Source organism: Pseudomonas atacamensis, from assembly GCF_017167965.1.
Lineage (GTDB): Bacteria > Pseudomonadota > Gammaproteobacteria > Pseudomonadales > Pseudomonadaceae > Aquipseudomonas > Aquipseudomonas atacamensis.
The window spans coordinates 1,872,765-1,889,455 of the sequence record NZ_CP070503.1 but is presented as its reverse complement, the minus strand read 5'-3'; the positions used below and the strand labels follow the sequence as shown (position 1 = coordinate 1,889,455).

Genomic DNA, 16,691 nt, shown 5'->3' with positions numbered 1-16,691 from the left:
TCTTACGCATCAGCTATATTGAAGAGACAACTCGAAAATGTCGTATCTGTCACCCTCCAAGCCGCCACATTCGAAGCTTATCCAAGCGGCGGGATGCATAATGCGCGGCCCGACGCTGACTTCGATGAGTGGTCCAGCCCGTCAAACCACTCAAATAACTGCCACTCCCTCCTATTCTCATCCCGGCGAGCACTCACTTGTCGAGGTGTTGGGTTAATGCGTATCTTCCCAGCAACACCAATGGAAATGGTGGCAAGCCTTTGGCGAAATCGAGCGCTCATTCACGCCTCTGCCAAACGCGAGGTACTCGGCCGGTATCGCGGTTCAATGCTCGGCTTGCTGTGGTCGTTCTTCAATCCGCTGCTGATGCTCGTTGTATACACGTTTGTATTTAGCGTGGTCTTCAAGGCCCGCTGGGGCACCAGCGGCGAAGGTTCAAAGATTGAGTTCGCCCTGGTGCTGTTTGCCGGGCTGATCGTCTTCAACTTATTCGCCGAATGTGTGAACCGGGCCCCCTCTTTGATCCTGGCCAATGCTAACTACGTTAAAAAAGTAGTATATCCACTGGAAATACTTCCGTTTGTAGGGTTGCTGGCGGCTTTTTATCACGCCGCAATCAGCGTGTCAGTGTGGCTTGTCGCCTACACCCTGCTTATCGGCACCCCCATGATCACGACACTGTACTTGCCCTTGATCCTGATCCCCTTCGCACTTTTTATCATGGGCCTGTGCTGGACACTGGCATCGCTGGGAGTATTCCTGCGTGACGTGTCCCAACTGATCTCAGTAGTAACATCTGTCCTGATGTTTTTGAGCCCGATCTTCTATCCAGCCAGTGCCTTGCCAGAGGAATATCAACACATTCTTTATTACAATCCGCTCGTACCCGTGATTGAAATGATCAGGGACATCCTCTATTGGGGCAAATCTCCCGACCTGAGCGCATTGGCAATTTATAGCCTGGGTGCGGCGTTTGTAGCCTGGCTCGGTTTTGCCCTGTTTCAGAAGACGAGAAAGGGGTTCGCCGATGTCCTCTGAAATCGCTATCAAGATAGAAGGTCTGAGCAAATGCTACGAGATCTATAACACGCCACGTGATCGTCTGAAGCAGTTCATTTTGCCAAAATTGCAGAACGCTTTAGGCATGCAGGCTCAGCAGTATTACCGCGAATTCTGGGCCTTAAGGGATATTTCCTTCGAAATCAAACGAGGCGAGACGGTCGGCATTATCGGTCGTAATGGCGGTGGCAAGTCGACACTCTTGCAGCTTATCTGCGGCACCCTCAACCCAACCGGCGGATCAATCGAGACTAACGGACGCATTGCGGCGTTGCTTGAACTGGGCTCCGGCTTCAATCCAGAGTTCACGGGGCGGGAAAACGTCTATCTAAGTTGTGCCCTGCTTGGGCTCACCAAAGAACAGACCGACGCGCGCTTTGATGATGTGGCCAGCTTCGCCGATATCGGTGCTTTCATTGAACAACCGGTCAAGACGTATTCGAGCGGAATGTTCGTGCGCCTCGCCTTTGCAGTAAATATCGTATCCCATCCCGACATCATGATTGTGGATGAGGCATTAGCCGTCGGCGATATGAGTTTCCAGGCAAAGTGCATGACTGCCCTTCGTCGCATTCAAGATAATGGTGCAACAGTACTGTTTGTCAGTCATGACATCGGCAGTATTCGCAGCCTGTGTTCCCAGGCAGCGTATCTTGAACAAGGCAGACTCAAGGGTTTTGGCAAAGCAAGTACTCTCACGGAAGACTATATTCGTGTCACCCGTGAAGAGATGAACAGTGAAGTACTCAAATATTTACCGCAAATAAAAAATCCGAAGGCCGATCAGACCGAAGTTCTATCGGGCTCTGCCACCACTCACGGGTTTAAAGAGTCGCAGGAATTTGATCGTCGCGCTGCTGGCTTCCGATATGGCAAAGGGGGCGTGCGAATTGCCTTCGCAGAGTTGATAGACGCCTCTGGCGAGCCTGTGGTGGCCGCTGAATTCAACCAGAAAGTAACTGTCAGAGTCTATATCGAAGCTCAAGAGCATACGGATTGCTCAGTCAATTACTACATTCAGGATGACAAGAAGATTCAAATTCTTGGTGCTGGATTCAGAACGGCTGGATTTCCACTTCTGGAATGCGTAGCGGGCGGGCGGTACATTATTTCCTATACCACCCTGCTGCCTTTGCAAGAGGGCAATTACAGCATCCAGATTCAAATCTCAAAACCGGTGGTTCTGGAGCAAAGTGCCGAGTTTCTTGATGTCATTGATGACGCGATCGTTTTTAATGTTCAGAGACGCGCCGGCGGACGTATTTGGGCCAAGGCTTATGTGGAAAACACTATCGAGGTGCAGAATCTATGAGCATTTCCACACTGAAAGTTACCGTTTGCCTTCACCTGTCAAATGGCTCCAAATGGTGTTCAGCTCAGCGCGCATGCCTGGCTGAGCCGGATGCTCCGACGCATCCAAGCCGCGGGCTCTCCCGCACCCTGCTTGATGTACCCGCATCATGATCCCGGTTACTCGAACGTTTCTACCGGATCTGGACGTCTACACCGCATACCTGAAGGGTATGTGGGAGTCGGGCGTGCTTACGAACAATGGCCCACTGTCAAAACAACTGAGTGCAGAGATCTCCAATTCGCTCGGCATAACCCATCTTCAACTCGTCACCAATGGTACCCTGGCAATACAGTTGGCTATCAAGGCCCTCGGACTACAGGGGGAGATCATCACAACCCCCTATAGCTACGTAGCCACAACAAACTCTATTCTGTGGGAAGGGTGCACACCAAAGTTTGTGGATGTGGACGCGACATCCTTTTGCATCGACCCCGATTTGATCGAGGCCGCCATCACAGAAAAGACCTCCGCTATTTTAGCGACGCATGTGTATGGCTACCCATGCGACGTCGGCAGAATTCAGGATATCGCTGACCGCCATGGCCTTAAGGTGATCTACGATGCCGCGCATGCGTACGGTGTGCGTCTGCAGGGCGAATCACTGTTGAATCACGGTGACTGCAGCACCCTGAGCTTCCATGCCACCAAGCTCTTTCACACCGGTGAAGGAGGTGCAGTCATATTTCGCGATAAGGAAGTAGCCGACAGAGCATTTCTTATGAGCAAGTTCGGCCACTTGGGCGAGGATCACTACATTGATCTGGGCATAAATACAAAGATGTCCGAATTACACGCAGCCATGGGGCTGAGCATGCTGCCGCATGTCAGCTCGATCATCGAGGCGCGTCGCCAATGCTCAGCCTGGTACGACGAATTCTTGGCAGGCACCAAGCTACAGCGCCCAGAAGTTGTCAGGGGTCTTGAATACAACTTTGCGTACTACCCTGTCGTATTCGAAACCCATCAAAAAGCGATGGCCGTCCGGGAAGCCCTGCAAAATAACGGGGTGTTTCCTCGCCGTTACTTCCACCCTTCTCTTAACACTTTGCCATTTCTGGACGAGGCCACGCGTAGCCCTTGCCCTGTGTCGGAATCGCTGGCGAGCCGGGTTCTGTCACTGCCACTCTATACTGCGCTCTCTCGGCAAGAAATCTTGATGATTGCGACTTGCATCAAGAATGTGCTTGATATCTGAGGTGCTGCGGTGAAGCTGGCGATCATGCAGCCTTATCTGTTTCCATATATTGGTTACTTCCAACTGCTGCGTGCAGCTGACACTTTTGTCGTTTACGATGACGTCAATTTCATCAAAGGTGGCTGGATCAACCGCAACTACATTCTCGTCAATGGCGACAAGCAGCTGATCACATTACCGCTGCAGGGTGCCAGCCCAAATAAGTTGATCAATCAGGTAGAAATCGGTACCCATCACAAGATTTTGCAGAATATTCAGCAGAATTACCGCAAGGCACCCTATTTCGAATCCGTATTCCCCATGCTCGAAAAGATTCTCGGATACGGGCATCGCAACCTGGCGGATTTTCTCGACCACCAACTAAGAGTACTTTGCGACTATCTCCGCCTGAGTCCGAAATGGCATATCTCCTCCACGCTTAAAAAAGACACCGGACTTCGTGGACAAGATAAAGTTATCGCAATCTGCAGCGAGCTTGGCGCTACAGACTATCTTAATACGCCAGGAGGCAAGGCGCTGTATGATGCAACAACCTTTGCGTCGTATGGTTTGAAGCTGTCTTTCATTCAATCGCGCCCCATAAGCTATCGCCAATTCGACAAAGAATTTCTGCCTAATTTGTCCATCATCGATGTAATGATGTTCAATGACCGAGAGCAATGCGCTCGATTGCTTCAGGAGTACGACCTTGTCTGATGAAAGAACGGCCAAATTTCGCCGCAACGAACTGCTGGAAAACTTCCTTGCGGAACTGAACAGTGATCTGCAACCGTCCGAACAGGCTTTGCTCAAGCAACAGACCAGCGCCGATGCTGACCACCCAGTGATATTCGTGATGGGACCTCTGCGCAGTGGAACCACGTTATTTATGCAATGGCTAGCAAACACTGGCCTGGTAGCGTACCCAACGAATCTCCTGTCGCGCTTTTATCAGGCACCTGTGCTCGGTGCCAAAATTCAGCTTTTGCTAACCGATCCGCGGTTCGACTTCCGGGGCGAGCTGTCCGAGTTTGCGCAGCAGACTCAATATCGGTCCGAGAATGGCAAGACTGAAGGCGCCCTGGCTCCTAATGAATTCTGGTATTTCTGGCGCCGCTTTCTCGCTGAACCTTCGCGCGACGTATGGAGCGACGCAGAATTGGCGCAAAGTATGGACACTCAAACCATGCGAAGCGAGCTCAAAGGGATAATGGATGTTTTCCAGAAACCATTTGCCGCCAAGGGAATGTTGTTCAACTACAACATTCCCTTTCTCGACTCGGAGTTCGACAAGGTCCTTTTTGTTCATATCGTCAGAAACGAAGTGACGAATGCCGAGTCGGTACTTGAGGCGCGCAGGCGCCAATTGGGCGCCGAAAATTCTTGGTATTCGTTCGATATTCCGGAAAAAGAGTTATTGATGCACCTCAGCCCATATGAGCAAGCGCTGGGCCAGGTTAGAGCTATTAATCAGGCGGTCAGGACCGGTTTGGAACAGGTTGCCGAATCTCGGAAGATGGTCGTCCCATACGAAGACTTCTGCGCTTCACCTGAGAAGTATTTCGCAGAAATTTCAGGAAAGCTGGGAATCACTGACGCGTCATATACCGGCGCTGCAGCATTTGAAGTAACGAGAAAACGGTGAGGTCCACTCACGACGAGTTCGCCCATGTCTTTTCACGACCGCCTGCAACGCAAAGGCGTTTGAAAACACATTTAAAACAATGGTAATGGTCATGCTGCAAGCCCCCCAAGTCTCCGTCATTTTGACATCTTTCAATCACTCCAAATATTTGCGAGAAGCGATTGACAGTGTTCTGAATCAAACGTACGAGAATTTCGAGCTTATCATCTGGGACGATGCCTCTCAGGACGATTCGTGGGAAATAATCAATCGTTACAACGATGCGCGCATCAAATCCTTCCGAAACAGCCAGCCCAAGCGTGGCGTCTATGGTATCAACGAAGCGATTGCCAGTGTCACGCGAGGCGAATACATCGCCATTCACCACTCCGACGATGTCTGGGAAGAAGACAAGCTTGCGAAGCAAATAGACTTTCTTAAAACCCATCCATCCGTCGGAGCAGTATTCTCCAATGCGCAGGCAATTGATGAAGAAGGGGCAATTCATCCCGATACTTCGCATTACTATTCGTCTGTTTTCAATCGATCGAATCGCTCCCGCCACGAATGGCTGCGTTTATTCTTCGAGCAAGGTAATGCGCTTTGCCATCCAAGCGTTTTGATCCGCCGGGAATGCTATGACAACTGTGGCTTGTACCGCATTGGTTTAGCACAGATCGCCGACTTTGATATGTGGATCAGACTCTGTCTTAAATATGAGATCCACGTCCTGCCGGAAAAACTTGTCAAGTTCCGGGTGCGAGACAAGGAGGCGAACTCCAGCGGCAATCGACCAGAAACCCGCGCCCGCGTGCTTTTTGAGTTCAGCATGTTGCTGCCGCTGTATCTTCAGATCACACATAAAGACGATCTTCTGAAAGTATTTCCTGAGGCCAGGGCTTTTCTCGCCGGAGAAGACGCCTGCGTGCATTACGCGATGGCAAGAGCAATGCTCGAGATGAAACCGTTTGATTTCGTCGTACCTTTCGCCTTGACAGAACTTTTCAAAATTCTGAACTCGCCGAACAAACGACTGCCTGCAGATTTCAGCGCGACTGAGTTCGTCAGACTGACTGCCGAGCTTGATCCATTGAAAATGGGACAATTCGACCATCTCGTCAAGTTGGCAGCAGAGCACGAAGCCGAGGTTTTCAAGCGTGACGAACACCTGACCCAGTGCGGCATAGTAATTTCAGAACGTGAAGCCCAGATTAAAGAGATTTCAACTACGCTGTCGCAAAAAGAGGCGCAAATAGCCAAACTGGACGCTTTAGTCTCGGAGCAGCAAGCCCAGATATTTGACCGTGACTCCCAGTTAACGCATCACGAGCATCAAAAGATCCAGCGCGATGAACTGATCGCTCAACGTGACGCGCAGATAAATCAGTGTAACGCGCTGATATCGGAGCGTGACGTGCAGATTAACGAGCTTGGCGCACGGCTATCGGAGTATGACGCACAGATTAACGAGCGTAACGCAGTGATATGGGAGCGTGACACTCGCATAGAGGCAATTTACCGATCTAAAAGTTGGTGTGTTACCAAACCACTTAGAACACTCAGCACTCTCTTCAAAAGACGCATAAAGCATGAATCTGGAAACGATGTGATGAAACAGCAAGCCAAGCTCAGTCTGTTGTACAAACTTATCAAACTCAGCCTCGCCAACCCCGGCTTTTTCGTGCGAAACCTCAACATGGCGAACGTACGTCGGTTCTTTGCCGCCGTCCCTCGACACAATGAGGACACCGTAATAAATCTGGCCAAAGACAAAATCGAACAAGACAAATTTCTGAACCGCGTCCATCAGGCCGATGAAACCTCTCATCCGGGGTTGCTCAAGGCCCAGGCACTGGAAAAGTGCTACCCGGGTATCACGCAACCTGTTGGCCTGGGAAACATCGTCCTCCTGGAAGAAAAAATCTCTGCCCCCCCTTTTGTAGTTGACGCTCAGGCACCCGCACGGGTGAATGTTCTACTGCCGCAGCTAGACCCACTGATCATGTTCGGTGGCTATATCGCCTGCCTGCAGTTCATTTCGAAAATTCAGTCCGTGGGCTTTCAAGTCAGAATTTTGCTCACCGAGTCTGACCGATTTGACCGCGAAGCCGTGAATGCGAAACTGGCTTCCAACCCGGCATTGCAAAAAGCAGTTGCCGCTGCTGAAGTCGAAGATATTACACAAGGGACTCACCAACTGGTGATATCTCCAAACGACGCCTTTGTAGGCTATTCGTTCTGGACTTGTATCAAAGCGCATCATTTGGCAAAGGCCATTGGGAAAGAGTTCATTTTCTTTTTGCAGGAATACGAACCAATTTTCCACCCGCACGATTCGCTGTATGCGATTGGCAGTTATGTGTACCGACTGCCTCATAAAGTCATTTTCAATACCGAGTTGCTCGCCGATTACTTCCGCAGCAAGCAACTAGGGGTATTCTCGCGTCATGAAGGGGAAGCACTGGATGAACATTACGTGGCTTTCCAGCACGCCCTGACGCCTACCACTCCGCCATCGGTTGAGCAACTCGCTCGACGCGAGACTAAACGCTTGCTGTTCTACGGACGTCCAGAAGGTCACGCACGTCGTAATATCTTCGAGATTGGCATCCTCGGGCTCAAAGCGGCGATTGCCAATGGCGTCTTCGACGATGCGTGGGAATTCCACGGTGTGGGTACGCTGGGTCCTGACTACGACGTTGACCTGGGTCACGGTCGCGTGATGAAACTGAGCGGAACGCTTCCTCAGAGCGATTACGGAAAAGCCTTGGGCGAATTCGATATCGGCTTGAGCCTGATGCTGGCTCCGCATCCGAGTATTCTGCCATTCGAAATGGCATCGGCCGGTCAAGTCGTCGTAACCAATGCTTATGAATCTCGTACAGCAGATGTATTGCGTGCCATTTCCTCAAACATCGAACCGTGCGAGGCGGATCCATTCTCGATCGCCGAAGCCCTCGAAACCGCAGTCGCCCGTGCGAGCGACAGCGAAGCCCGCATTCGAGGAACCTCGTTCGACTGGGTTCGTGATTGGGATGATGCATTTAATCCTCAAGTGATCGAAAAAATCTCCAGGATTCTTCGCGCATAAACGGAGCGGTACCGCGGCGGGACCGTTTAAGCATGCGAGCGTTTTTTTGCAGGCGCAATGGTTGAACACCGCGGTACCACGACTGGCTAGTTTTGAAGGCCTGACGGCTCACAAGGTCAAAGCAGCCCTTCCAATCATTCATTAGGCATACACCAACATGATTTTCAGCTCATGGCAGTTCATTCTGCTCTTTCTGCCGATCTCATTTTTCGTCTATTTTTGGTTAAACCACCGCCGTTTGATCGTCGCGGGAAAGGTTTGGCTGGTAGCCGTCAGTTTGTTTTTTTATGCCTATTGGGACATCCAGTACCTGCCTTTGATACTAGGGTCGATTTTTATAAACTTCGCGATAGGTACGGGCCTTGCCCAAGCTCATCAAGCCTCTTTGGACGAACGAAAGTCGCACCATGCAATCAACCGAAAAGTAGTTCTTACCACTGGCATCGTGGCGAACCTCGTACTTTTGGGATATTTTAAGTACACGGATTTTCTGATCGGAAACGTCAATGCCGCTCTGGGCACCCATTACCCGGTCCAGCATATCCTTCTGCCTCTGGCGATAAGCTTCTTTACCTTTACCCAAATCGTTTATCTGGTGGACAGCTATCGAGGCGAAACAGCCGAATACGACCTACTGAATTACTCCCTTTTCGTGACATTCTTCCCGCACCTGATCGCCGGCCCTATCGTACATCACCGTCAAATAATGCCGCAGTTCGCTTCGCGCTGGACGTTGACACGCCGATATCCAAATATCCTCAAAGGCTTGTTTATCTTTGCGATCGGATTGTTCAAGAAAGTGGTCATTGCTGACAGCTTCGCCGTATGGGCTACGGCCGGGTTCGACGGCGGACATACTCTCGGTTTCTTTGAAGCTTGGGCAACCAGCCTGGCATATACTTTCCAGCTTTACTTCGACTTCAGCGGCTACTGCGACATGGCGATTGGCGCCTCGTTGATCTTCAATATCTGGCTGCCTATAAACTTTAACTCCCCTTATAAGGCCCTCAGCATCCAGGATTTTTGGAGACGCTGGCACATCACCCTCAGTCATTTCCTTCGCGACTATCTTTACATCCCCTTTGGCGGCAATCGCTCCGGGGAGTTTCGTACATACATCAATCTCTTCGCGACATTTGTACTTGGTGGACTTTGGCACGGAGCTACGTGGATGTTTGTAATCTGGGGGGCGCTGCACGGTGCCGCTTTGGTCATCCATCGTTTGTGGACGAGACTGCGCCGACCTATGCCGCCAATACTCGGCTGGTTTTTCACTTTTATGTTCGTAAACTTCGCTTGGGTATTCTTCCGCGCCAAGACGATGGACGATGCGATGAGGGTGCTGGATGGAATGATGAACATACGCTCGGCATTTGAACATACGACGTCTACGGTGCCGGTATCAGACTTGGCGTGGGGTGGTCGACTGTCCGATATTGCATTGAATATCATGCCGGCCAGTCTGATAGGTCAACTTCCTGTTTTCTTGGCGATCGCCGTTGCATTTATTATCGTCGCTCAAAAGAACTCGCTGGACATGGCAAGCGGAGTGATTGGCAAGTGGCGACTGGCTTACGGTGCAATACTGTTCTCGATAGCCATGTGCTTCATGCTCGCAGCGACCAGCTCAGTATTCCTTTACTTCAACTTTTGATGGCGCCGACATGAAACGTAGCGTATTCGCCTTCTTGCTATCGATTTTGCTGGTGCTACTTTGCATCCCGGCAATCAACATCCTGAGCGCGCCGGATAAAAGCGCGATAAAGCTTACAGAAAAGTCGTTCCTTTACAATATGGACTTCGTGGTTCGCTGGACCTCAAGAGTCCTTTACCCACTTGGTGTCAGCATAGATCCAAAAGAAACCGTTATAGGCAAGGATAACTGGCTGTATCTCGGCGACATGTACCGCCACGGACTAACGACCAGCAGACGCCATGCCAATGATACGGATGTAGCCATTGCCAAGAATATAGGCGACGCGGCACAGAGATGGGACACGTTCCTGAAAGGCAAGGGTGTCAAAGCGTTCCGTATCATGATCGGTCCGGACAAGGGCAGTATCTATCCGGAATACATGCCCGAATGGGCTAAACCGTCTGTACACAATCCGACTGACGCTCTGTTCGCCGAGGTAAAGCATCAGAACATCTTCGTTGACCTTCGTCCGCCTTTGCTGGCAGCCAAAAAACTCCATAAAGAAGATCTTTACTTCAAAACCGACACCCATTGGAACGCGTTCGGCGCCGGTATCGCGTTCCAGGCGTTTGGGCAGGAGGTCGCGAAAGCGGCTCCGGAAATTAAATGGCCGTCGGAAGACGCCTATCAGATTCTGTATACGGAATCAGTCATTGGTCAGGACTTGGCAAGATTCCTTAGAATCCCCAAAAGTCTTCGCGACCAAAACCCCTACATTGGCGTCGCTAAATTCCCGATTAAAACGACGAGAACGGACTTCGTGACGCAGGAAGTTTTGTTCGAGGGCGGAAATACAAACGTTCCCTATGCTAGAAAGCCCCTCGTTGTCAAATCCGACGGCGCACTCAATCACAAAAAAGTTCTTTGGCTACGAGACTCCTTCGGTGATTCATTGGCCCCTTTGATGGCAGCTACGTTCAGCGATGTACTTCAACTTCATTGGAATGTCGCATTGGCGCCTGACGGCAATTTTGCCCAACTGGTAGAACAGTGGAAGCCGGACTATGTTTTCTTCACGGTAGTAGAGCGTGAAGCCCAGTCACTCTGGGGGAGCGATGAGCCATCGAAGCTCGTTACACCTAAAGATAAAAACTTTCAAATATCGAGTATCGGCTCACCCAAGACCATTAATGATTTGGCCTCCGGTCCTTCCTTGAATGAATATCAAATCAATGGCAACGATCCTTACGTCGACTTCGCGTTCTCAAGCAAGGATGCTCGTATCAGCGCAGAGTATCTCAACATCGACCTGACTTGCACTGACGGATCGCCAACCGTTCCACTGCAGTTGTTCTGGATGGAGGACGGTCAGCCATACTATGATGAAGCCCACAGTACGACGCTCCCGCTTCGTACCGGTCAGTCGCTGATAGATCTGAAAACCATACCGAGATGGCCGGTAGGCACTGACGTTAAACGGATACGGGTAGATTTCGAAGGGACTCAGTCCTGTACTCATTTCACCCTCGGCAACCCGAGCCAGGGCGTGCAGAACTGATCGATGAACTTGCGTAAAAAATATGCCTGGCCGCAGAATGCAGCCAGGCATGTTTTTTCTATGAAACAGAAGCGCTGTTATACCAAGTCGCTCACATCAGACGCAAAACGCCGGGCAATGTCGATAGCTAACGTCCGTGCATGTTGCCGAAGCTCAGGGACAGCGGTGGCCTCCCACAACCGCGCCTTGAGCATCGGGCCGACATAACTTAACCAGCTCAGACTGCGCCCGGTGGGTTCAATCACCGCATGGTTTTTATCGACTTTGATTCCGAGATTCAAATCGTCAGCACAGACGATCGCCTCGTTCAACAAGTAGGAGATAAGGGCATCGGAAATCCTGCTGATATCGGTGCAAGGTCCTGTGCAGTTGATGATTTGATCGAACTGGCCGTCAACTACCTGCTCGGTGCCTCTCGCCTTCAATCGCAAAGAAACGCAGTCACCCTCGACCGCAACCGAAACGACCCGACCAGCAACCAACCTGACCTGAGACGCGGCAAGCGCGTCTTGAAGGATTCGAAATGTCTGCGGTGCGACGCGGTGGCGATGCACATCCCAATGCGGCTGAACGTGACGCAAGAAGCGTCTGCGCTCCTCATTGGACAATCTTTCCCATAACTGGGAAGTAATCGGCCTGAGGGCTGCCACTACTTCGCGCCAATGCTCCGGAGAGCGGGCCACTTCCTTGCGCACTAACTTCATATACGAAGAGATGGACGCCGGGACTGCAAGCAAATCGTCGCAGATACTGGTAGAAAAATCCGGTGCCGGAAGTCGATCCCTATGGGATGTAGGCATCAACCCCCGACGCGAAACCATCGTTACTTGCGCATCAGGATAGATCTGACGCATTGAAATCAGCATGTCGAGTGCAGTCAGACCACTTCCAATCAACAGAATACGTGGTTTCTCCAACTGCACCGACAGCGCTGAAGCAGACCATGGGTCCGGTACATAAGCTGGGCAGTTGTCCAAGGCTTGCAGAACGCGAGGTCTGGCAGGTGCGAAATTTCCAAATGCCAACACAACATGATCGGCGGATATTTGCTTACCGGTATTGAGTTCTATCACTGCGCCGTTATCAGCTGAATGAATAGAGAGAACTTCACCCGTTATCCGCGAACACTGCACGCCTGACTCCGCCTCGGACCGGCTGAGCAGTTCGCTCAAATACACCCCATACGTTTTCCGTGAAACAAAGCTGCCGGAATGAACCTCAGGATCCAGTTTTCGGCAAAAATCAAGAAATGAGTTCGGTTCGTCTACAAGAGCGGACATATTGCCCGCGGGGACATTCAACAAATGATCAGAGCTGTTTGTTCCGTAAGCCAACCCGCGAGCCATTTTTCCTGAACGATTAACAATGGTCAGTTGCGATCCCTTGGGCGCACGCCTGAGAAACTCGATAGCCGTCACTGCTCCACTAAAGCCCGCCCCGATGATGACTAATCGCTTCACTTGGCGTTCCAATGTTTCAAGTAAGCCATGATAGTCTCGACACCTTCCTCTATCGAATGATTCAGCGTATCAATCTTGATTTGGGGAGACGTGGGAACTTCATAAGGCGAGTCGATCCCGGTAAAATTCTTGATCAACCCTTTACGTGCCTTGCTATATAGTCCTTTGGGGTCGCGACGTTCACACTCACTAAGAGGCGTATCCAGGTAAACTTCGATAAAGGACTCCGTCCCGATCACAGTACGCGCAAGAGCACGGTCTCGCTCAAATGGCGAGATAAAAGAAGCAATGACGATAAGCCCGGCATCTACAAAGAGATTAGCAACTTCGGCGACTCGTCGAATATTTTCCTCTCGGTCTTGATCTCCAAAACCAAGATCCTTGCACAAGCCCATCCTGATGTTATCGCCATCCAGAAGATAGGTATGGTGACCGTGCGCTATAAGTCGCTGTTCCAGCGCATCAGCCAGAGAGGACTTACCTGAACCACTCAGGCCGGTCAGCCAAATCACTACGGGACGTTGATTTTTTTGCTCGCCGCGTACTTGACTGGATGTCGAAATAGGCTGGCTGGTAAGATTATTCTGCATAATTTCTCATCATTTTGAATTATTTGCCCCGTCAAATTCGATGTCGGACCGCGTCATGAGCGAGTGAATAAGCCGGGCAGAAGAGCGTAAACTAAGTCGCCCATTGCAGTGAGCATGCCATGCGAGACGCGTTCGAACCGACTCCTTGCCCCATCAGTAGCGCAACGCTAGGGTGAAATTCATCATCGCATTCACAGTTGCGCTGGGTAATGAGTCAGGTCAAGCCTTGCCTGCACCTAGGCGATACGCGAGGTAACCAAGCGGCGTGAACGTCAGGAGCACCCCCGTCACTGTGTTCAGGGCGCCGGTCGCTACCAATATCGCAACAGGCAGAAGAACCAAAAGATTGATTGACAGGACTGTAAGCGTGACCCTTTTATGGCCTACGCGTCGTGCAGCAATTTGATAGGCATGGGAGCTGTGAGCCTGGTAAATATTCTCACCTCGGAGTAATCGGCGCCCCAGCGTCCATGTCGCATCAACGATGAAAACCCCCAACAGAATGATCCAGCTAAAGATTAGCTCAGGTTTGCTCCATGCAGCCTGGAGGGACAGCACGCCAAGGATAATGCCCAAAAATCCGCTCCCGGCATCTCCCATGAAAATTCTCGCAGGTGGAAAATTCCAGCAAAGAAACCCTGATGCAGCCACCGACAGTAACAACGGTAGCCAAATCAGATCTACCGCCCCGCTGAGGTAGTAGACAAGGCACATCCCCATACACACCGTGATGGCTTCAGTGCTCGCCAAACCATCAATTCCATCCATGAAATTGTAAAGATTGAGCAACCAGACCAGATAAATCAGGGCCAGAACATTACCGTACCAACCCAGGTCGACCATGACGCCCGCGAGCTGCTGGGGCGGCAGTCCATTACACCAGTACAACGCCCAACCGGCTGCAACGAAGTGGCCAAGCAAGCGCCACTTGGCGGCGACATGCCCGTGATCATCAACGAAGCCGAGGATGGTAATGAGCAGACCTGAAAATAACAGGCCGTAAAATGTTGAAGAGCTGACCAAATCCTGAGACGCGGTAACCAACAGCGCGAACAAAAACGAGCCGACGATCGCTACCCCCCCTCCTCGCGGGGTTGGTACGGAATGCGAGCTACGTTCATTCGGTATATCCATCAATCTCTTCGCTGACGCATAACGCATCAAGGCAAATGTGAGAGCCCAAGAAACGAGAAACACCGCAGGTAAAAGCCACCACACATTCATCTATCGGTTGTCCAGAAAATAGCAAGCCGTCTTGCGCATTGCTTCGTCAATATTGACAGGCGGCGCCCACTCCAGCATGTCGTGATTTTTACTGATGTCGAGTTGCAACGATTCACATACGCGCCGCGCAATACCTTGCTTGCCCAGCATCGACGCAACCAGTTTCAACAACCACTCCGGAAATGGTAGAAGGCGAGCAGGTTTGCCTAGTGCTGTGGCCAAACGACGTAATAATTGGGTGGTGGAGAGATCCTCCCCATCACTGACAAGAAATGTCTGATTTGCGGCTGACGGATGATCGATACAAGTGACGATCAGACTGACAAGATTGCCTATGGCTACAAGGCTACGCTTGTTTGCAACGGCCCCCAACGGCAGCGGAGTTCCTTTGTTCAGCCAGTTCAACATGCTCAGAAAATTGGCTTTGACTCCAGGGCCGTAAACCAATGGCGGCCGGATGATCACTACTTCCATGCCTGTGGCGCGACCAAGTTGCTTTAACGCCTCTTCCGCTTCGTGCTTCGAAATGCCATAAGCATCAATGGGGTTCGGCTCATCATCCGCAGTGAATGGTTCGCCCGGGATGGTGCTCTCGCCATTAACCTTGATCGAACTGATAAAGATGAAGCGCGTCACTCCTGACTCGGCCGCGAGTTTAGCCAACGCAAGCGTTCCAGCCACGTTCACCTTTCGGAATTCGGCCAACGCGTCAGTCGCAGTTTCGTACATTACATGCACTCTGGCGGCAGCATGAATGACCACCTGAACGTCTGTCAGTACGGGTAAAATATTGGTATGAGTGCAATCATAGCGTCGTACGGGACAGAGTCCATTCAAGCGCAAGCCTCTGCGGGCGGCAGCGATCGGAATGAACCTCTTTTCCAACAAGAGATTGAAGACGACCGCCTCCCCTACAAATCCGCCCGCCCCTGTCACCAATACCTTGGGGGTTGTCATTGAATTCTGTTTCCCATCAAAGCGGTGATCCAGCAGACACAAAAGAAAAGCACTTTATCGCGCAAACGACGCCGGCATCGCCAAGCACTCAGTGACAGTTTGATAAGTTGCCCGCGCCGCATATCAAGCCATGTCTGAACAAATGGACTCCCCCCCAGCCCTACCAACTGCGCGATCAACTGGACCTGACTGAACCACCAGCCATCACGAATTGTTTTGTAACGAGCGAGAAGTGGACTGAAGCCTTTATTAGCCCCTACTTGATTATGCTCGTGCTGGCGATAATCCATTGAAGATCGAGGATCTATGTACCAGGCATATTTATGACTACGGGCAAAAGAGTAGATATACCAGTCGTGCAGATTAACATCTTGCAAGAGATCCCACTTTTCGAGTACCGAGGTTTTCAAGGCCTCCGCAAGAGGTTTGCTCAACACGTAAGTGCAACCGGGACCTGCTGCTTCAAATAGAAAATCCCACTGTACCTGGTGCTGCGCCTTGTTCAGTAAATGAGTTTTACCATCAGGCCAAAACGCTGTCACGTTACTGGAATATGCATCAACTTGACGATCATGAATGACGTTGGTCGCACGACGTAGCTTGTCCGCGTGCCAGATATCGTCCTGATCAGCAAAAGCGACAAAATCGAAGGTCTCAAATTCGACATCGCGAATGAGTCGGAAAAAGTTGCGAGAGGCGCCACCAAAAGTGCCCGCTGGTGGCAAAACGCAAACTTGAGGGTGCTGGGAAGCATATACCGCGCACCACGCTTCTGTACCGTCAGTGGAGGGGTCAACACTTATATAGACGGTTACAGCGACTGCTGCCTGGCTAAGGATCGAGGCCAACTGCTCCTCGATCCACTGCATGCCATTATAAGCAGCCAGCAAAACTGCAACCTTGGGACGTTGTACCGGCATGCCATTCCTGCTTGCGCTGAGAAACGCTGATATACGACGAGACC

Annotated in this window: 13 protein-coding genes; 8 read left to right on the top strand and 5 right to left on the bottom strand. The window is 51.1% G+C overall.

All coding sequences use genetic code 11. The features are described 5' to 3' along the window. The first annotated feature begins 216 nt into the window (after nt 1-216). From JWU58_RS08650 to JWU58_RS08615, 8 genes are all read left to right on the top strand, one after another. On the top strand, nt 217-1,038 hold the full coding sequence (locus tag JWU58_RS08650) for an ABC transporter permease (RefSeq protein ID WP_206421766.1): 822 nt from the start codon (nt 217-219) through the stop codon (nt 1,036-1,038). After that, complete coding sequence (locus JWU58_RS08645; protein ID WP_206421765.1) at nt 1,028-2,371, top strand: ABC transporter ATP-binding protein; 1,344 nt, start codon at nt 1,028-1,030, stop codon at nt 2,369-2,371. The genes JWU58_RS08650 and JWU58_RS08645 overlap by 11 nt, the downstream gene beginning before the upstream one ends. A gap of 148 nt (nt 2,372-2,519) precedes the next feature. After that, entirely contained in the window at nt 2,520-3,608 is a 1,089-nt protein-coding gene (locus tag JWU58_RS08640) for a DegT/DnrJ/EryC1/StrS family aminotransferase (RefSeq protein ID WP_206421764.1), read from the top strand. A gap of 9 nt (nt 3,609-3,617) precedes the next feature. Next, nucleotides 3,618-4,304: a WbqC family protein gene (locus tag JWU58_RS08635; protein ID WP_241196154.1), complete on the top strand. Its 687-nt coding sequence runs from the start codon at nt 3,618-3,620 to the stop codon at nt 4,302-4,304. Beyond that, nucleotides 4,297-5,232, top strand: coding sequence for a sulfotransferase (locus JWU58_RS08630; protein WP_206421763.1), 936 nt, complete (start codon nt 4,297-4,299; stop codon nt 5,230-5,232). Before JWU58_RS08635 ends, JWU58_RS08630 begins: the two co-directional genes overlap by 8 nt. Nucleotides 5,233-5,323: 91 nt before the next feature. Continuing rightward, nucleotides 5,324-8,302 carry a rhamnosyltransferase WsaF family glycosyltransferase gene (locus JWU58_RS08625; protein ID WP_206421762.1) on the top strand — a complete coding sequence of 993 codons (2,979 nt, stop codon included), beginning with the start codon at nt 5,324-5,326 and terminating at the stop codon, nt 8,300-8,302. 157 nt (nt 8,303-8,459) lie between these two features. Continuing rightward, the gene (locus JWU58_RS08620; RefSeq protein ID WP_206421761.1) at nt 8,460-9,956 is read left to right on the top strand and encodes an MBOAT family O-acyltransferase; all 1,497 of its coding nucleotides are present in this window, start codon (nt 8,460-8,462) and stop codon (nt 9,954-9,956) included. A gap of 10 nt (nt 9,957-9,966) precedes the next feature. Next, nucleotides 9,967-11,496, top strand: coding sequence for an alginate O-acetyltransferase AlgX-related protein (locus tag JWU58_RS08615; RefSeq protein WP_076563753.1), 1,530 nt, complete (start codon nt 9,967-9,969; stop codon nt 11,494-11,496). 77 nt (nt 11,497-11,573) lie between these two features. On the opposite strand, the gene JWU58_RS08610 is transcribed toward JWU58_RS08615, so the two are convergent. From JWU58_RS08610 to JWU58_RS08590, 5 genes are all read right to left on the bottom strand, one after another. After that, complete coding sequence (locus JWU58_RS08610) at nt 11,574-12,956, bottom strand: FAD/NAD(P)-binding protein (RefSeq protein WP_206421760.1); 1,383 nt, start codon at nt 12,954-12,956, stop codon at nt 11,574-11,576. Continuing rightward, a complete protein-coding gene (cysC, locus tag JWU58_RS08605) occupies nt 12,953-13,546 on the bottom strand; it encodes an adenylyl-sulfate kinase (RefSeq protein WP_076563755.1) in 594 nt (197 codons plus the stop codon). The genes JWU58_RS08610 and cysC overlap by 4 nt, the downstream gene beginning before the upstream one ends. Before the next feature lie 219 nt (nt 13,547-13,765). Continuing rightward, a complete protein-coding gene (locus JWU58_RS08600) occupies nt 13,766-14,770 on the bottom strand; it encodes an MraY family glycosyltransferase (RefSeq protein WP_076563756.1) in 1,005 nt (334 codons plus the stop codon). Next, the gene (locus JWU58_RS08595; protein ID WP_206421759.1) at nt 14,771-15,727 is read right to left on the bottom strand and encodes a UDP-glucose 4-epimerase family protein; all 957 of its coding nucleotides are present in this window, start codon (nt 15,725-15,727) and stop codon (nt 14,771-14,773) included. Next, on the bottom strand, nt 15,724-16,647 hold the full coding sequence (locus JWU58_RS08590) for a glycosyltransferase (RefSeq protein WP_206421758.1): 924 nt from the start codon (nt 16,645-16,647) through the stop codon (nt 15,724-15,726). Before JWU58_RS08590 ends, JWU58_RS08595 begins: the two co-directional genes overlap by 4 nt. Nucleotides 16,648-16,691: the final 44 nt, after the last annotated feature.